At 48.0% G+C, this 18649-nt stretch carries 17 protein-coding genes; 11 read left to right on the top strand and 6 right to left on the bottom strand.

Annotated features, from left to right (window positions below):
* Positions 1-17: 17 nt before the first annotated feature.
* The 3 genes from NG795_RS25560 to NG795_RS25550 form a co-directional block, all read right to left on the bottom strand.
* Positions 18-1145 carry a hypothetical protein gene (locus NG795_RS25560; RefSeq protein ID WP_367291422.1) on the bottom strand — a complete coding sequence of 376 codons (1128 nt, stop codon included), beginning with the start codon at positions 1143-1145 and terminating at the stop codon, positions 18-20.
* A gap of 115 nt (positions 1146-1260) precedes the next feature.
* Positions 1261-1542, bottom strand: a complete 282-nt coding sequence (gatC, locus tag NG795_RS25555; RefSeq protein ID WP_367291421.1) for an Asp-tRNA(Asn)/Glu-tRNA(Gln) amidotransferase subunit GatC — start codon at positions 1540-1542, stop codon at positions 1261-1263.
* A 116-nt stretch (positions 1543-1658) separates the two neighbouring features.
* The gene (locus tag NG795_RS25550; protein ID WP_367291420.1) at positions 1659-2180 is read right to left on the bottom strand and encodes a photosystem I assembly protein Ycf3; all 522 of its coding nucleotides are present in this window, start codon (positions 2178-2180) and stop codon (positions 1659-1661) included.
* 262 nt (positions 2181-2442) lie between these two features.
* On the opposite strand from NG795_RS25550, the gene NG795_RS25545 reads away from it, so the two are divergent.
* From NG795_RS25545 to psbV2, 7 genes are all read left to right on the top strand, one after another.
* Positions 2443-2667: a putative signal transducing protein gene (locus NG795_RS25545; RefSeq protein WP_367291419.1), complete on the top strand. Its 225-nt coding sequence runs from the start codon at positions 2443-2445 to the stop codon at positions 2665-2667.
* Positions 2668-2784: 117 nt separating this feature from the next.
* The gene (gene accD, locus NG795_RS25540) at positions 2785-3708 is read left to right on the top strand and encodes an acetyl-CoA carboxylase, carboxyltransferase subunit beta (protein ID WP_367291418.1); all 924 of its coding nucleotides are present in this window, start codon (positions 2785-2787) and stop codon (positions 3706-3708) included.
* Positions 3709-4047: 339 nt separating this feature from the next.
* Positions 4048-4341: a hypothetical protein gene (locus NG795_RS25535; RefSeq protein ID WP_367291417.1), complete on the top strand. Its 294-nt coding sequence runs from the start codon at positions 4048-4050 to the stop codon at positions 4339-4341.
* 13 nt (positions 4342-4354) lie between these two features.
* Positions 4355-4480, top strand: coding sequence for a hypothetical protein (locus NG795_RS25530; protein ID WP_367291416.1), 126 nt, complete (start codon positions 4355-4357; stop codon positions 4478-4480).
* A gap of 151 nt (positions 4481-4631) precedes the next feature.
* Positions 4632-5123: a photosystem II cytochrome c-550 gene (gene psbV, locus NG795_RS25525; RefSeq protein WP_254567898.1), complete on the top strand. Its 492-nt coding sequence runs from the start codon at positions 4632-4634 to the stop codon at positions 5121-5123.
* 71 nt (positions 5124-5194) lie between these two features.
* Positions 5195-5359: a hypothetical protein gene (locus NG795_RS25520; RefSeq protein WP_367291415.1), complete on the top strand. Its 165-nt coding sequence runs from the start codon at positions 5195-5197 to the stop codon at positions 5357-5359.
* A gap of 100 nt (positions 5360-5459) precedes the next feature.
* Entirely contained in the window at positions 5460-5960 is a 501-nt protein-coding gene (gene psbV2 / locus NG795_RS25515; RefSeq protein WP_367291446.1) for a photosystem II cytochrome PsbV2, read from the top strand.
* A 5-nt stretch (positions 5961-5965) separates the two neighbouring features.
* Here the strand turns inward: psbV2 and NG795_RS25510 are convergent, their stop codons facing one another.
* Positions 5966-7531 carry a diguanylate cyclase gene (locus tag NG795_RS25510; protein WP_367291414.1) on the bottom strand — a complete coding sequence of 522 codons (1566 nt, stop codon included), beginning with the start codon at positions 7529-7531 and terminating at the stop codon, positions 5966-5968.
* Positions 7532-7879: 348 nt separating this feature from the next.
* Between NG795_RS25510 and petJ the strand changes: the two genes are divergently transcribed.
* The 4 genes from petJ to NG795_RS25490 all read left to right on the top strand — a co-directional run bounded on the left by petJ (position 7880) and on the right by NG795_RS25490 (position 15676).
* The gene (petJ, locus tag NG795_RS25505) at positions 7880-8212 is read left to right on the top strand and encodes a cytochrome c6 PetJ (RefSeq protein WP_367291413.1); all 333 of its coding nucleotides are present in this window, start codon (positions 7880-7882) and stop codon (positions 8210-8212) included.
* Positions 8213-8427: 215 nt separating this feature from the next.
* Entirely contained in the window at positions 8428-9135 is a 708-nt protein-coding gene (locus NG795_RS25500) for a rhomboid family intramembrane serine protease (RefSeq protein ID WP_367291412.1), read from the top strand.
* Positions 9136-9414: 279 nt separating this feature from the next.
* Positions 9415-10365: a class I SAM-dependent methyltransferase gene (locus tag NG795_RS25495; RefSeq protein ID WP_367291411.1), complete on the top strand. Its 951-nt coding sequence runs from the start codon at positions 9415-9417 to the stop codon at positions 10363-10365.
* 643 nt (positions 10366-11008) lie between these two features.
* Positions 11009-15676, top strand: a complete 4668-nt coding sequence (locus NG795_RS25490) for an Hsp70 family protein (RefSeq protein WP_367291410.1) — start codon at positions 11009-11011, stop codon at positions 15674-15676.
* An 87-nt stretch (positions 15677-15763) separates the two neighbouring features.
* On the opposite strand, the gene NG795_RS25485 is transcribed toward NG795_RS25490, so the two are convergent.
* On the bottom strand, positions 15764-16162 hold the full coding sequence (locus tag NG795_RS25485; RefSeq protein ID WP_367291409.1) for a hypothetical protein: 399 nt from the start codon (positions 16160-16162) through the stop codon (positions 15764-15766).
* Positions 16163-16374: 212 nt separating this feature from the next.
* Positions 16375-18649, bottom strand: a 2275-nt coding sequence (locus NG795_RS25480; protein WP_367291408.1) for a CHAT domain-containing protein, incomplete at its 5' end; no start/stop codon positions are given.

Raw genomic sequence — 18649 nt, 5'->3', positions numbered from 1 at the left:
TCAAACGGGGTTTTGATTTAATCTTGCCAAAGCTTAAACTCTCGCAATCGAGACATCAATCCACGCAGGTTGCTATAGTCTTGCTGAATCTTGCGAACTCGGGCTTGAAACTCCGGCAATTTGCCTTGATATTCGGCGATGTCCTGTAAATTGACCAGATGCACAATGGCGCGATCGTAACCTTTGACCTGCTTGGTTCCAATTTCATGAAAGACCTGTTCCCAAAGGTAAGATTCCCGAGGCGCTAGTTCCTTAATCTTTTTAATTTTTTCCTGTTTTACAGCCTGTTTTTCTTTCTGCTTCCGGAGTTGGTTTAATTGGACAGCGAGGGTGAGCAGTTCAGACAGCGTGCGACCTGGTGAGTCCGACAAAGGTTGAGAGGTGGGCTTTTTGGAAAAAGATTGTAAACGCTGGCTGAGTTTGCGGTTGAGATTCAGTTCTCCTTGTAGCAAGCGCGCTAAAAAGTCATTGCGTTCCTGTTCAGAAATCTGGGGAATTCTTTTCTGTAGTTCTTGAATAGAATCCGATTTTGTTTCAGATTTCGGACTCAGTTGAGCCGCTGCCTCAATTAAATCGGGATCGAGTTCAATAAACTCGACAAAGGCTTTTAACGGTTTGGAAAGCTGGTGTAAATTAGCCGGAATAGGGGGTTCTATGCAAGTGTCTGGGTCAAAGTCATAACAAAGTTTTGCCGCCTTTAGCCAACCTAAGTACAAAACTCGGTAATCCCCTTGTAATAAATCATCGCGCAAGGCTAACATCCGGGGGAGCAATCCTTCCCCATCGGTCCAGCCATTCAAATCTTCATCAGAAATGTTGATATCGATAAGAACTGACTGTTCAGTAGTAGAAATATTAATACCATCGGGGACTTGATAGGGTTCTAACTCCACAGGATTAATCAAAGATTTGGGCAAGCGAAACATCAGTTGGCGACTCCCCCAGTTCGCCGTATAAAGCATGATATCAAAACATTTTTCTAAAAGCTGTTCCGGTTGTCCGCGAAAGTCGCCATAATTGTAGAGAAATATGGCTTGTGTCCGATTCAGTTGAACCCGACTCGACAGGGTATGGATATAGTCCTGTTCTTTCTCGGTCAAGGGACGGTCTAAGGCTTGGAATTCATAATATTGGTAGCTGCTCATGGTCGTTAGATAAGGGTTAAAGCTTTTAATCTATCAAGAAGTTGCAAGAAAATAGCCTGCCAAAGCAGGCTATTTTGAAAGCGGGTTTTATAAAGGGGATAGCGGATGAATTTCCCTAGAGAATCTTAGGCACTTTAAAATATTCGCCTTCCACATCAGGAGCAGCGTTCATAATGGATTGAAGGTCAGTAAAGGGTTGGAGTTCATCGGGACGAGTGACATTGCTGACATCGATCGCCCGGGTGGTGGGTTTGATATTCTCCGTATCCAGTTCGCTCAACTGCTCGAAATACTCTAAAATACTGCCCACTTGGGTGGTGAATTGTTCCTCTTCTGCTTCGGTGAGTTCGAGACGAGCGAGGTGGGCGACTTTGCGAATTTGTTCTCGGTCAATCATGGGTAAATGGGGAGGGTGAGGGTGAGGGTGGATGGCGATCGCCCTTTGTTTGAAAGAAAAACTGCATCAAACCGGAGAGATCGCCGCAAAAAGTTTAGGTTGAAAGAACCCAGAGACTAGAAAAACACATCCATGGTGGAACGTCCAGTGGTTTTGAGCCAGTTTTGGGCCTCAATGTAGTTATTGGGAGCCTGACGGATGGCTTGTTTCCAGTAGTCTGCGGCGCGATCGTATAACTCCTCTGCTCCCTCGGTGTCTCCTGCTTCCTTGGCTTGATCCCCTTGGTAATGCAAAATCACCGCGATATTATTGAGAGCTTGGGGCATCCGGGGATTGAGTTCCAGTGCTTGATGGTAAAATTCCACAGCTTTGTCCCGATCGCCATTGCTGGTGTGAATCAAGCCGATATTGTAGAGAATATAACTGCGATCGTAGGGGTCATCTTCCAGGGTGAGGGCTTCGTTATAGTTGTCTAAAGCTTCAGCATATTCCCCATCGGCTTGAGCCGACATTCCGTCGCGGTAGTAGGCGAAAGCTTCCTTCGCTTGTTGATTCGTGGGTAGGATCTTTAAAATGATGTCCGCTACCACGGTAAAGGTTTTGTCGATGAAGTTATCGTTGCGTTGTGTTCTGGGCATGGGGGTTTCGGTCTAAGATTGCTAACAGAGTTTGACGATTGGCTGATTCTTTAATCCTATTGTAGGCATTGTGGTTCCATCCGCTTGCTCAGAATTGAGTTTGTTGAGCCCGATTCAATAAACAGAAAGCAAGGGAGAGGATTTTTTAGTGCCAGTTCGCCCAATCTGTAGGAAAATTGAACAAAAATAGCGGTAAAATAGGGTTTCTGGGGCCTGACCTCAGAATGAAACGGGAAACAATCTTAGGTAAGATCAGTTTATTGTGACCTGGATCACAGTGAAAACGACCAGCCATCGCTGGGAGGCTGAGTTCATGCAACAGGTGCTGGAGGCCCATGAGATTCCCACTCGGATTATTGATTTAGGCATTCTTTCATATTTGGGAACCGGGAGTCCAACCGCCTTGCAAGTGCGTCCAGAAGATCGGTGGACGGCGTTGTTGTTACTCAGTCCCCCAGAAGAAGAGGAACCTGGGTCCGAACTCTGAACAACAGAGGTTGTGGAGAAACGTCAGCAGAGGAAGCGATCGCACTCTTGTTTGGGCTTCTTTGATCAAAGGCCGTGAAGTTGAATCGGTAACAAACAGAAGGGATTAAGCGTTTTCATGTCTCTATTTGATTGGTTTGCAAATCGCCGCAAGTCAGGCCCCATGAGCCAAGAGCGGCAAGAGCGAGAGATAGCCGATGGGCTATGGACGAAATGTCCGGAATGTGGGGTTTTGACCTATACGAAGGACCTCCGAGGGAATCAGATGGTTTGTCTCGAATGCGGGCATCATCTGAGGGTAGATGGATCAGAACGGATTTACCAACTCATTGATGGCACGACTTGGATGCCTTTAGATGAGAATTTGCAAGCGGTGGATGCTCTGAAATTCCGCGATCGCAAATCCTACAGCGATCGCCTCCGGGAATATCAAGACAAAACCGGCTGTTTAGATGCGGTGAAAACCGGACTCGGCAAGCTGGATGGCTTACCCGTGGCCCTGGGGGTGATGGAATTCAAATTTATGGGGGGTAGCATGGGGTCCGTGGTGGGGGAAAAACTCACCCGCCTGATTGAACGGGCCACCCGAGAACGGTTACCCCTAATTATTATCTGTGCTTCTGGGGGGGCGCGGATGCAAGAAGGGATGCTGTCCCTGATGCAAATGGCGAAAATCTCCGGAGCTCTGGAACGGCATCGGGAGAACAAGTTGCTGTATATTCCAATTTTGACCCATCCCACCACTGGGGGGGTGACGGCATCGTTTGCGATGTTGGGGGATATTATTATTGCTGAACCCAAAGCGACTATTGGGTTTGCTGGACGCCGGGTGATTGAACAAACCCTGCGAGAGAAGTTGCCGGAGGATTTTCAGTCAGCAGAGGACCTGCTGCAACATGGGTTTGTGGATGCGATCGTTCCTCGGACTCAGATTAAGAAGACTTTGGCTCAGTTGATTTGTCTGCATCAACCCCAGTCTCCGTTGTCTCATCGGATTCCCTTCCCGGATGCGATGCACTTGAGTACCACGGCGATCGACTAGATCTCTGTTCCATCATGAGGCCATAGATCGGGTAGGGTTGATTCGCGAATCAACCCTTTATAGGAATTGTAGGGTGGGCATTGCCCACATAACTGTTCGGTGGGCAATGCCCACCCTACAATTCCTACTATGGTCCTTTTCGTGCAAGAGGCTCCCACGGACAAAACTATTTTAAACCGAGGATAAGCATAAAATTAAGCAAAAGTCAAAGGTAAGAAATACCTAATTTGTAGGGAATTTATCAGAGATTGTAGGGAGACTCAGGGATAGAATGAATTGAAAAATTCCCGAAGGATTCCCCGAGTGGTGGTGGGTGCTCCAGAGATTAGTGCATCATCCATGCTTGAAGCAAAAATGCAATTTTTAGAAAGTGCCACTTACTGGCATGATAATGATATTGAAAATGGCTTAATGTTGACCTGTCTGCCAAAAATTATGGGTTTCGCCGAATTGTCGATTTCGGAAATTGCTCAAGACTATAATCTCCCGATTGAGGAGATCCTGCGGTGGTGCGATGAGCTCTCGATTGCTTATAAAAGTCCTCAAACCCTTCTGGCGTTGGAGGATGCCAAGGCAATTTTGAGTAAAATTCACGATAATCCCCCGGAGAATTCCGAATTGGAATGTTCCTGAGCGAGCTGAAACCGTGCGATCGCAACTCGAACCCAGATTAGTGGCGAATGACGGGACCCCGGGCGAGTTCGGCTTTTTAACGGGCGATCGCGAACAAACATCCTTGACATCGAGCCGAAATCATGCACAACCGCGCTAACTTGTCAAGTCTTGACCCGAGCGCGGATGACGCATTTTGAAAGCAATCAATGGACATAGGAGCAGTTCCGAACCCGTGAGCAACCGAGCTAATCAAAGCCTGAGCTGTGTTTAGCGTTCAATACCATATCCGCTTTTTTTTGAGGAAAACCATGCTGAAAAGATGCATCTGGCTGGCTGTAGCCACTGTATTCTTCACCTTTCAAATATTTGTCGGGAATGCCACGGCAGTGGAACTCGATCGCGGGATCCGCACCGTACCCTTAAACGACAGTGGCGAGACGATCGTCTTGAGCTTGCAACAAGTTGAACGAGGCAAACGGGTATTTAACGATACCTGCTCCAAATGCCATGCCGGTGGGGTGACCAAAACCGACTTCAACGTGAGTTTGAGCCAAGAAGATTTGGCCTTTGCCACTCCTCGACGAGATACGATTGAAGGGTTAATCGATTACATGAAGAATCCGACAAGCTATGACGGGGAGACGGACATTTCCGAATTACACCCCAGCATTAAGAGTGCGGATATTTTCGCCGAAATGAGAAATCTGACCGAGGACGATCTGTTCGCGATCGCCGGACACATCCTCATTCAGCCTAAAATCCAAGGCATCCAATGGGGTGGTGGTAAAGCCTACCGCTAAATCGGACCATCGGTTACAGACTGCATTCAGACTCGACCGGGCCTCACGGATGTTGTAACGGAAGGACTCAAGTGCAAAAGGGCGTTTTGGGGATTGGGAAATCAGCGATCGGTACTCCCTCTCCCCTAGGAGAGGCGATCGACAAGAGCGGGATTCTCCAAACCCCAAAACGCTCTATGCTCACCCTTGAACCCAACTCTTGTCCGTGGCACCGGCGTCGGAGTGAGAGTTTCTAACCCTGAGTGTGCTTATCCCCCCTAAAGGATTCCCGACTCATCACCTGTGGAAATCCAGGGTCAGAATTCGCGATTAAACCGCACCCCAACTCAAGTGCTAATGTTGCAAAAATTTTTAATCCGCTCAGTGGTGGCGATCGTCGTTACCTGCCTGGGTTTTATGAATTTCACATTACCGGCACAGGCCGACTCGATTGACCTCTATTTGCGCCGCTATTTGCAGGTAACCGAGCCCGTGCCCATCGAAATCAATCAGCAAGGAGAAACCCGCTTATTTTCTCCGGAGGGTTTGCATGAAGGCAAAGAGTTATTTAAACAACATTGCCTGAACTGTCATGTGGGAGGGGCAACCTTGCCCTATCCGGCAGTCTCTCTGTCCCTAGAGGACCTCAGCGGCGCAACCCCCCCCCGGAATAATCTCGAAGGGTTGGTCGCTTATATGCGGACCCCGATGAATTATGACGGCAGCGAGGACATCTACTGGTGTCGAGAGGTCTCGGAGACTTGGCTGCCGACGGAACAGGTGGAAAACATGGCGGCCTTTATTATCCGGGCGGCTCAAAAAGCACCGGGTTGGGGGACCAAAGACTTTACAGGTTAATGCCATTACTGGGCATCGAGAGGGTTAGGGTCGAATTTGCAGAGAATTTCCGAATAAGGACAGAACTGCACTCGATTGCGGCCCTCTCGTTTGGCTTGATATAAGGCGCGATCGGCAAACTCTAGTAAAGACTGGGGGTCTTGTCCGATTTGGACCCCGGCGGCGGTTATCCCCGAAAGTGGGGCGATCGCCCCACCCATGCTAATGGTTATGGGAATTTCTACCTCCTCGGCAGTGATGAACGGTTCCTGGGCGATCGCCTCTCGCAACTCTTCCCCATATTCCCAAGCCGTTTCCGGTCCAATCCCCACCGTTAAACAAATAAATTCCTCCCCCCCATAGCGATAAAACCAACTATTCGCCCGGGCCCGTCTTTGCAACCGCGCCGCAATTTCTTTGAGCACTTCATCTCCGGTGGGATGACCATAAGTATCATTCACCCGTTTAAAAAAATCCACATCAATGGCAAACAGGCAAATATAGTCGCTATAGACAGACTTCTCCTGGGCCGCAGAATGGGGGAGCATTTGGGGCAGCGCCTGTTCCATTGCCCTGCGGTTGGGTAATCCGGTCAACTCATCGGTCAGGGCCAGAGATTCAAGTAATTTATTCCGAGCAATCAGTTGCTTGAGCAGGGCTTCGCGTTCCGATTCCGATTGTTGCAATAATTCCTGTAAGACCTCAATCTCTGCATACATTTCCATCGGGTCTAAGGCTTGCAATAAACTGGTTTGGGTGATAATTCCCCCAAGTTCCCCCTCATTTCCGACCACGACTAAGCGATGCACCCGTCGCCGTTGCATCTGCTGATGGGCTTCCCACAAGGAAGCAACCGGGGCGATCGGAAATAAGGGCGCACTCATCACCGTCGAGGCTCTGAGGCGCTCTAGGTCTAGTTCAAGATTCCGGAACTGTAACATATCCCGTTCGGTGATGATGCCCACGGGACGAACGGGTTTGATTTGACAGCTATCTGCGGACCACACCCCCCAGCTTGAATCCAGGGGAGTTAATCCCTGATGATCCGCTTGAGCGATCACGACGCAACTGACGTTATAAATTGCCATGAGTTTGGCAATATTAATCACCGTGGTCGAGACTGGGGCATGAATCACCCGAGTGATCATCACTTCCGCCACTCGCCGCAGACGCATGAAATCAATCGGTTTGAGGACGGTACGGATCCCCTGTTGGGTGAGGATACCCATGAGGGTTCCATTCACATCAAATACGGGCAGATGGCGAATTCGATGTTGACGAAATAGGGTCAGTACGGTGACGATATCTTGATCCTCGGTTAAGGATTCGGTCAGGGTGAGGACATTTTTTGTCATCACCTCCGCGATCGCAACTCCCTTAAATTTTTGAGAGGCTGCAATCATTCGGACCACATCCCGTTCTGTAAAAATCCCGATTAATTGCTCCCGTTGAGTCCCGTTTCCTCGCTGAGAGTCTAGGATGAGGACACCACTGGTTCTGGCCCGACTCATCAGCGCGATCACGGCTTCTACACTGGTATCTGCCGTGGTGGTGATGGGTTGGGGATTGATCGCCTGTCTAAGAGAAGACACAAACATTACAGCTACATCTTTTTGTTAAATCTCCCCATCACCCTTTAGTGTAAAGGACGAATGCACAATACCGAGGGGTTGAGTTCCTCCCGGGGGAACCCCTTCCCGAGGCTGTCGGAGGGGAGCTAAATTGCCGACTTTGCCTCTACTGTAAAGGTTTTTACCCGAGACGCTCAACGGGGTTGTCACGGAAATGGGGGCTAGGGTTAGGGGGTCTAGCGATCGCTTCGGTTGGGGAATTTACGAAAAACATCACCGAATCGATTGGGCATATCGCGTTGGATGTTAACGAACCGGGATAAAATACTTTTTGACTGACAATTCTGAGTTAAATAGAGGAGAACTACTTTGAAGCGACTATTATCCATCGTTTTGTTGGCGATCGCCGTCCTGACTGTTGCCTTCGTGCCTCCCGCCTTCGCTGGAGATGCCGCCAATGGTGCCAAAATTTTTAGCGCCAACTGTGCCGCTTGTCATGCCGGTGGCAATAACGTGATCATGGCTAACAAAACCCTGAAAAAAGATGCTCTCGATCAGTACGCCATGAATTCTATTGACGCCATCACGACTCAGGTCAAGAATGGTAAGAATGCCATGCCTGCTTTTGGGGGCCGTCTGAGTGACGATCAAATCGAAGATGTCGCTACCTACGTTCTCCAACAAGCTGAAAAAGGCTGGTAGATTGTTTGACTCATCCTTGGGGATGAGGCGATCGCTCTGAAAGTCGATTGACACCTTGGCTTTCGGATTTCGGCAATTTCTGCCCTGTTTAAGACGAAACCCCTCTGGCTGCCGGAGGGGTTTTTTGCGGCGATCTCTGCCTCGGGTTATTTGGCGATCGCCCTGAGATTTGTTATCTTGGTCCCAAACCGTTTGAAAAAAGCAAGATAAAATCTGTGGTTCCTTTACATGATGAAACGCCAACGGAAATTACCCCTTATGTAACTTATGGGTTAATCGCCGTTAATATTTTGGTCTTTTTTTACGAACTTTCTTTACAACAGCAGGGACAGTTAGATGCATTCTTGCAAGATTGGGCCGTTGTTCCCCAACAACTGAGTGCCAGCTTTGCCGGACAACCCAGCCCTAGTACGGTTCCCGAGTGGATTACCTTATTTAGTTCTCAGTTTCTACATGGGGGCTGGTTGCACCTCGGTGGGAATATGTTATTCCTGTGGATTTTTGGCAATAACGTCGAGGACTGCTTAGGGCATATAAAATATATCATCTTTTATTTAGCCTGTGGAGCGATAGCGGTATTAGCCCAGTGGTTTTTCTCGATGGATTCAACTATTCCCTCATTGGGTGCATCCGGGGCGATCGCTGGGGTCATGGGGGCTTACATCTTACGCTATCCCAAATCCAAAATTCTCACCCTCGTTCCCTTGGGATTTTTCCTGACTACTTTCCGCATTCCGGCCGTGTTCTTTCTCGGGTTTTGGTTTGTCCAGCAAGCCTTGTATGGTATAGCGGGTCTATCTCAACAAACCAACATCGGCATGGAAAGTGGCGGAATTGCTTATTGGGCACACGCTGGGGGATTCGTAGTGGGTACAGTGCTAGGTCCATTGCTCGGCTTATTTGATAACCGGCGATCGGTCTAACCCTTGCCCGGTTAGTTTCTTTTCAGAGCTTTTCATCCTCATGACTTGCTGTTGTTTCTGAACTGTAGTTCGTGGTTTAATGTTCGTAATTTAATATTTATAAAAGGAGGGCGATCGCGATCGCCCTCCTTTTTAAACTGATCTCTTCTCTGTTATATAAAAAGAGAAATCAGTTTGCATAATATATATATTATTTTCTATTCCCCAAGTAAAATAAAAGAGCAGAAGTGTCCTCCCCAACTTAGAATAAAAAATGTCCTAATTTTTGCTATTGGTATAATGACCGGAAAACTTAAACCAGACTGGGCAGGCAGTGACCTCCTCTCCCAATTTGTCAACCTTTTGATTCAGACCAAGCCTATTTATTGGCTAATGAAACAACAAGCCCGACAGGTTATTATCAAAACCGCCGAAAAAAATGGCATTCCCTGGCGAAAAAACTATTCGGATTTAGCAGAGTCTGAAGCTAAAAATTTACTCGCAAAACTCACGAACCCAACTATTACCTATCCTGACTATTACTTAGTCCCTTTTCACGCCTATGAGCGCGGTAATCTATGTTGGGACGCGGCATTTGAAGCCCAGTCTGCTACTTACGCAATGGCCCTCAGAGTATGGCCAAAAGAACAAATAAGCTGGGAAGTGGCACAACATCGGCTACGCGGTAGCTTTCACCAAGTTTTAGGAGAATATGGCCCGAAAAAAGTGGCAGATATTCTCGATATCGGCTGTTCAATTGGTCTGTCAACGTTAACGCTACATCGTTATTACAAAAACAAGCAAGACATACCTCCTCGCACTGTCGGCTTAGACTTATCTCCCTATATGTTAGCCGTCGCCCAAACCCTTGATGTCAATCAGGAAATTTCTCAATGGCTACATGAACAAGCCGAAAACACCAATTTACCGTCAGAAAGTTTTGACTTGATAACCCTCCAATTTGTTACCCATGAATTACCCCATCAAGCGACTAAATCTATTTTCCAAGAAGCTTTTCGTCTGTTACGAAAAGGGGGATATTTAGCGTTGGTAGATAACAATCCTCAATCCCCCGTCATTCAAAATTTGCCCCCGGTGCTTTTCACTTTAATGAAAAGTACAGAACCTTGGTCCGATGAATACTATACCTTAAATTTAGAAACAGAAATAGAAGCCGTAGGGTTGACCCATAAAATAACAGTGCCTACGGATCCGCGTCATCGCACTATTATTGCTTGGAAATCCAATTAAAATTGGGATTCTAACCTCCAAGGGCGAAAATCCCTCTTTGCCTATGCCGTGAAGAGGGATAAACGGGATATAAAGCATTTATCAGGGTTTCTTATTATTTCTTAATATTATTTTGTGGCGACAGTTTATCTTGACTTTCGGTAAATAGATGACTCAAGGGGATGACATCAAGGGAATCCTGGATTAGAATCGAAAAATGAGTTTGTCCGGTCAGACTCTCGCGAATTGTTAACCAATTTTAATGGGCAAGGGTGACATGAAAGGTGATTACTGGATTCCGGGGATGGGTGTAGGTTGGATTCGCAGGGCCATGATTCCATCGCCCGGTTTCTCTAGGGTTCGAGCTAAATTCATGACCCGAGGGATATCGTCACAGAGAATACAAATATTATCCAGCAGCAGAAATGCTAACTAGATGGACGGGAAAACTCGGGGCTTTTTAGAACAGTCATCCCGGGTTTACTGAAGTCTTGAAGCGGAAGATGGCAGAATTCTCTAGGTGAAATAGTCAGAGGGTGTTTTACGAGTCCCGATGGAGTTTACCTTAGCGATATTTAAACTCAACTTATACCTCATGTCTAAATCTAAGATGAAATTAAAATCACCAAACCCTGTGGGTAATCTTTTCAAAAACCTGCTCAGATTGGTTTCCAATCTTTTTGAGAAACTCCGACTCAAAGGAGTTGGCAATCGGTTCCAACAATTACGCCGGAGTTGCCAAAGTTTAGAGCAGTTATTAGCCTTGGAAACTCCCAGTTATCCAGACCGGGAAAAGATTTGGAAAACCTACGCAAAAGTTTTGGACCGGGCGGCAAAATATGATGCTTTGGGTCGTTATTCCACGGGTGATTCCTCTCAATTGATTCAAGTGATTAATCAATTTGAGCCACGCCTGGGAAAATTACCGCCAACGGGGACATTTTCCGCCCAACGATCGCTGAGGATTCTGCTGAAACGAGACCCGGTAACGGTTCAGGCATTAGATGCCGCTTGGCGGCTGTCTGGGCGAGTGCAAGATGACGCATCTCGACGGGAAATCCAGCAGATTATCTGTATGGAAACCGCTCGACTAGGTGACCATAATGGACTGCTGAAAAAGTTGGTGCAGCAACGGCAAGCAGGGTATTTGAATCCGGTAAATTTGCAAGAGATTATTGCCAAATTGTTAGTCTCTCATTCCTTTGATGAAACTATACCCTGGAAAGCCTTTTTCTTAGAATTAACATCCCAGGAACTGCCTCGCCTGCATCCGGTTTATGCTTTGATTGAGCGCTGGGAAGAGGCGGCGAATTTAGCGGAAGAGTTGCGAGAGTATTCGGATGCGATCGCCTACCGAATGCGGATGGGGGGAAAAGAGAATGCACTTCAGATGTTGAGCTTATCTGAGCGCATCCAATCCTCGGAGGCGATCGCCCAAGCGCATCAAAAAGTGGGTTGCTGTTTCTGGGATGAAGCCGATTATATAACGGCGTTAGAGCATTTTCAAAAAGCGGGTGACTGGGAACGGGCGAGTGATTGTCATTACCAACTGGGGAACTTACCGACAGCAGTCCAACTCCGTCCCAGCATTAGTCCGGAGTGGATTGATCAGATCCGAGAGAGTATGGAAACCACCGTGCGATCGCACTTAGAGCGCCAGGATTTTTTGTCCTCGGTACGTCTGCTGAAAGCCCTGGAAATAGCATGGCGCAACCATTCCCCCTCATCCCGCGTCCAATCTGAAGCCAGTCGCACCCAGCATCTACTTGGGGAAGTCCTCAAAACGGCTCGCGCTGGGTTGGAACTCCAGTTAACCGACGCGCAAGGAGTGAGAGAGATTGAACTTTTCAAAGCCTGGAGTGGGTTGGAAGAAGCGGCAGGAAACTATCAAGAAGCGGCAGTGAAGGCGCAGCAAGCCCAAGATTACTTTACCGCATCCTTGTTATTTGAAAAAGCTGGTGCGTTCGGGCAAGCGTTATCAGCCCTGGATGAGGCAGATAGTGAGACAAATGAGCTTGTTCCTCAGAAAAAGGCACAACTGCTGGAACAAGGGGGAGATTTCTTTATGGCGGGACTGTTGTATGAACAGTTAGGGGAAACCGATCGCGCCATTGCGATGTATGAACAGGCGAAGGAATTTGAACGGGCGGCGGAACTGCGACGGCAACAGGTGGGCGATCGCCAGGTGGTGTTTGATGAGCGCTTCATTGAATTACTCACAAAAGCTGGACGAATGGAGGAATTGGCGGAACTGTATGCGGCAAAAGCCTACGAACCCGAGCGATCACCAGCAGAAAAAGCGCAGTTATTGCGACGGATCAAGGAACTGGGCGATCGCGGCTTAGTGAGCGATCGCTTGCTGAATTTGGTAGCAAGGGAACTGCCGCAGATTGAAGCGTTGGATCGGCGCAAGTTTGAACAACAAGCGCCTCGATGGGTGCAAGCCGCCACGGAAGCGGTGTTACGGGACTACATTGATGCGATCGGCTTGGATCTCGGCACCAGTAACAGTGTGGTTTGTTTGTATAACCAACGGACAGCAGAAGTGGAAGTGGTGGAATGGCAGGGAAAACGACAAATTCCTTCAGTATTTGCGATCGACCCGATCGGGCGAGAACTGGTGGGGGTTCCCATCTCGGAGTTACTGGGGAAATCCCCCCGCGCCATTGTCACCCAGGCGAAACGGAAGATGGGAACCGATACTAAGTTTAAAGCGGGGGGAGTGGTGTATCGTCCCGAAGAAATTTCGGCGCGAATTATTAATTGTGCGCGGCAATTAGCCCGCGATCGCCTCCGGCAAAAGATTGTCCAACAGATTTCTAAACTGGCGGCGCAAGCAATGGGAACGGTGCCCCCCGAAGAGTGGGTGACAGCCTATCTGGATCGTTATCCCCTGGCGATTCCTTTAAGCAATGCGGTGATTACGGTTCCCGCTTACTTTAATGATGCTCAAAAACAAGCCACCAAAACCGCAGGAATGCTGGCGGATATCAATGTTTTGCGACTGATTCACGAACCCACTGCCGCTTGTTTGGCGCAGAATCATCGGGTGGCTAAAAATGAAACAGTTTTAATTGCTGATTTGGGGGCGGGAACCTTTGATATTTCTATTATTGAGGTGGAGGACAAGGTTTTTGAAGTCTTAGAAATTGAAGGGGATAATTCTCTAGGCAGTGCGGATTTAGATGAGATTTTGTACCGCCATTTTGTGACGAAAATAGAACGGGAAACGGGGTATGAAATTGCCAGCGATCGGTTCGCCGCTACCCGGCTGCGTCAGGCTTGCGAAGAGTTGAAAATTGAACTTTCGACCCGTAAGGCTTGGACAATTCAGCTTCCCCAATTCATGAATGGCACAACCATTGATTTAGAACTAACCCGCCAGGAACTGGAAGAACTTGCCGCCCCCTGGTTGAATCAAATTCGCCAAACTTGTCAGAAAATCACCCATAAACCCCACCGAATTCTGCTGATTGGTGGGGGGGCGATTATGCCTGCGGTTCGGCAGTGTATTCGGGATGTATTTGGACGAGAAGCGAGTGCGGATTTAGATCCGTTAACGGCTGTGGCGAGGGGTGCGGCGTTGCAAGCGGCGATTCTGTTGGGTGCCCTTCAGGAAACGATTTTACTGGATGTGGTTCCCTTTAGTCTCGGGATTAAGTCTTATGTATCCCCCACGGAGTTTAAGTTTGATGCGCTGATTCCTAAACATACCACAATTCCAACTAAGAAAAGTCATAATTATACAACGGTTGAAGACAATCAAACCCGGGTTAAAATTCAGGTGTTTCAAGGAGAATCTCCGATTCCCGAGGAAAATTTCAAAATCGGACAATTTATCTTAGAAGGTATTTTTCCAGCCAAAGCAAGGGTTCCCCAAATTGAGGTGACTTTTGATATTGATACGAATTGCCTTTTAAAAGTGTCGGCGGTGGATCTAGGGACGGGGAATCAATGTAGCATTACCATTGCTGATTCTCATTTATTAACTCCGGCTCAACAGGCATCTCTGAAAACTCGATTTTATGAGGCTCAAACCTATCAGGAACAGTTGGGACATTTACAAAAAATTGCGGCAGACATCATGGCGCAATTTGGGACCATTGAGAAGATGGAAATGGGAGGGTTGACGGTGCGCTTGCGAGAACGGTTGCACTTTTATGAAAGCCATCGGGACCGATATTTGTTAACGGAAACCGATAATCAGATGTTGTTGGAACTGTATCGCGATCGCAATGATTTGGAGATGAAAGCGCGGTTAGCACAGGATCGCTGGGATACGTTGAAACGGAGTGGTGAGAGTTGGATTCAGGGGTATCAGTCGTTAGATGGGAAGGGGACCGAAATTAGCGATCGGGTTAAACTGATGTATCAAGAAGGGTCGAGTTTACTTCAACGAACTCGTGAGGCGGTAACGGAATTAACGGAAGTGGTTGGAATTTATCTCAAATGGTTGAGTGCGATCGAGAATTTAGCCGTCAATCCCGATGGCAATGCGGAAGAGTTGGCGCAGCATTTTCTCAGTCTTCAGCGCTACTCCGAGGCGATGGGATATTTTCAGAAAATTGAGCCTCCTTTCTCTCTCAATCAGGTGGAATTGGGACTAGAAATTTATGCGCGATCGCGACAACGGCAAGATTACCATGCCTTACTCCAAGCACAAGCTCAACCTCTAGGAATTCACAGTCCAGACTTTACGAATCTCAACCATTCCGTACAGATTTATGCCGCTTCTGTGGCATGGATTCAGGTGAATTCCCCGGGACATACGGGCAATGGTAGTGGCTTTTTCATCGGAGGCAGTCGCATCGCCACAAACCGTCATGTTGTCTTCAATGAAACAACGGGAGAATGTGTTTTACCCCACACCATTCAGGTGATTACCCAACAGGGAATGATTCAAGTTGCCTCTATTCAATTACCCACTTGGGGACCCGATGATGTAGCGATTTTGCACTTAAAACCCACCTCAGTTTCCCTGACACCTTTACGATTGGGTTTTTCTGAATTGGTGGAAGTAGGGGAACGAGTGTTAACCCTAGGATTTCCTGCGGTTTACGAGGGCAGATTTGAAGAAAATCTTTACTGTAACGTAGGATTAATCAACCGAATTCGCCCCCAGTCCTTATGCAGCGATCTCGTCTTAGAAGTGAGCATTCCCCTCCAAGGTGGAATTAGTGGTTCACCCCTGTTAAATCAATGGGGAGAAGTCATCGGGTTGCTCAGTTTTACCTTAGAACAAAAACGGCAAGGGCCTAACGGATATGCCTACAGTGAGCGATCGTTTTATGCCATTCCCGTCTCAGTCTTGCGCCGCCTTTGCCTCACCTAAATCCCGCCTAAAAATCCCCCTAAAAGTTCAGATTGAGGCTCAACCCATCCCTGTTAAAAAAATCCCCCTTTTTAACAGGGATTTAATTCATCTTCTTCTTCTGAACCTTCGCCTCCTTCCGGTTGGAGTTCGCTGCCGATCCAGCTTTGCCTTGGTCCCCCGCACTAAAATCACAATCATCAGACTAGAAACTAAAAAAACAGGCAGCAGCGAATATTCGCCCAAACTAATCATGGCGATTAAAAGTACCAGGGGAACTGTCCCAAAAATTATCCAGCCAAAAATTAGCATGATTCCCGGAACATTTCCTCCGGATAACCCTCGAAAAATCATTCCCCTCGCCTGAATTTCTCCCATCGGGTCCAAAGCATTGGGAATCCTTTCAATATAAGGGGAAGGACTATTACTGGGGACCTCAATAAATAACTCTCCTTTGCTGGGATTGTCATCAGGAAAAAACTTTTCGTTGTCTTCGGCTTCACTCATGTTTCTAAACCTCCTAAATTAGTCCAATAACAAAACCTTAAATTTTTATGGGTATTCCATCTCTTGGCTGCCAATCTTAAACGATGACAATTGACCATCAAGTTGATATTCAAAGATTTGGGGGTTTTATTCGAGGCTAAAAGCCTAATTCTTCCCAAGAGCGATCGGCCCCAAAAACCCCACCCCCAAAATCAAGACGAGTCAACCTCCCCTCATCGCCATTCCCCCTGCAAAGTAAACGCCGCCCAAAAATAAGGAGACTTCCAATCCTCACTTGCCAACATCTCCAACTGTGCCTCCCGCAACGCTTCGGCTGGAGTCACCCCTTGGGAGAGTAACTTTCCATAAAACTTCGACATCAATACCGCCGTAGCATTGTCATCCACACTCCATAACGAAACTACCAATCGAGGCGTCCCCGCATACATAAACCCCCGAGTCAACCCCACCAAACCCTCACCGCGAATTGAGTCTCCCAGTCCGGTTTGACAAGCCGAAAGCACTACCACCTGAGCATTCAACTGGAGATTAAAAATATCATGCAAGCGCAAAAACCCATCCACTCCATTCCCTTGCTCATCCACCAGAGATAACACCACCCCAGACAACTCCGGATTACTGCTACTCACAAACCCATGAGTGGCAAAATGAACCATTTGATATTGCGTTAAATCTGTATTCGTCACCGTAGCGCGAGAAGCATCAAAATCAAACGCCGACATCGCCCCACCCCCAGGCACTAACGCCAAAATCGCCTCCGCTTCCTGACGAGTCCCCGGCAATGCAGGAATCGGACGCCCAATAATCGTCTCCGCAGAACGATTTACCACAATCCGACCCAAATCCGATGTCTTCACCGCAGTTTGTCCCGTAACCCGTCTATCATCCAGTTCAAACACTGGGTCCGCAATCAACGCCACCGTTTGAGGTGCAATGGTTCGTCCTGCATCTTGTTGTCGCAAAATCGCTAAAGTCGAGGAGGAAGGTAGATTAATAATCTCCTGATTCACCAACAACGGCGTCAACTCATCCCCTTGTTCCGGAGTGGGTAATGCAGCAAAGGGGATAAAATTCAACACGCCATCGGCCACCACTAACAATCGCTTCCCAGCTAATTTATCCGCCACAGGAGAGAGGAGTAGCTGACTCAGTTGGGTAGCCGAGGCATTGATTTGAGGAATGTTAGGAGACACGGTAATATTGCGGCTCTCACCTCGATAGTCGGGATTTTGCATTAACCGATAAAATTGCTCTCCCAGTTCCTCAATTTCTGCCCGAGACGGGAGTTCGTACACCTCCACACTATCTGGAGTCACCGCCCAAAGGAAGCTACGGTCTTCACCCAGGGAATATTGTAAGAGTAAAGTATCCTGGTCAAGCACCTGCTGCTGAACTTGTTGGACAGTCAGGGGTTGGGGTTGAGTCAGGGCAGCATATCGGGGGCTAGTACGGCGAATTTCTGCTCTTAATTCATCCAGTTGCCGTAACAAAGTATCCAGTTCTTGTTTAAGCGCATTGGCTTGTTCTGGAGTATGTTCTCCAGAAAGTAACTCCATGCGCCGAGATTCCGTGGCATTGATGCGCTGCTGTAGGTTGAGTTCCTTCTCCCCCAGTTCAGGGTCAATCCCACTGCGGATATCAGCATTGGCTTCAGCGAGTATTTCTAACAACGTGCGAGCGCGAGCGCGTTCACTGGCATTAAAGGCTTGTTTGTCATATCCTTGATCGGGGTTTTGCTGGTGCAGTTCCATCAACAGGTCGATGTAGAATTCGTAGGCATTTTGATTTTGAGCAAAGTAAGACTGGCGTAGTTTTTCGCTATCGATTTTGGTGCGAAGGTCTTCGATAAGGGCAATGGCAGCTTCCATGTCCGTCAGCGCTTCCGGGAGGTTGCCTTGACTGCGCTTTGTCCACGCAAGATTGTTGAGGGTAGTCGCTTCCAGTGCCTTATCCCCCACTTGCCGGAATAGGGGCAAAGATTGGTTGAAGTAGTCTAGGGCCGTTTGCTTGTCTCCTAAGTCTGAGTAAACCGCGCCAATATTGTTGAGGGTAGTTGCTTCCACACGGATATCCCCAACTTGCCGGAATACAGGCAAGGATTGGTTGTAGTAGTCCAGGGCCGTTTGCTTGTCTCCTAAGTCTGAGTAAACCGCGCCAATATTGTTGAGGGTTGCTGCTTCCCCACGGATATCCCCAACTTGCCGGAATACAGGCAAGGATTGGTTGTAGTAATCCAGGGCCGTTTGCTTGTCTCCTAAGTCCGAGTAAACTAGGCCAATAGAGGTGAGGGTTGCTGCTTCCCCACGGATATCCCCAACTTGCCGGAATACAGGCAAGGATTGGTTGTAGTAGTCCAGGGCGATTTGCTGGTCTCCTAAGTCCGAGTAAACTAGGCCAATAGAGGTGAGGGTAGTTGCTTCCCCACGGATATCCCCAACTTGCCGGAATACAGGCAAGGATTGGTTGAAGTAGTCCAGGGCCGTTTGC

Origin of the sequence: Laspinema palackyanum D2c, from assembly GCF_025370875.1 — a bacterium.
GTDB classification, from domain to species: domain Bacteria; phylum Cyanobacteriota; class Cyanobacteriia; order Cyanobacteriales; family Laspinemataceae; genus Laspinema; species Laspinema palackyanum.
This window is presented reverse-complemented; position numbering and strand designations above follow the sequence as displayed.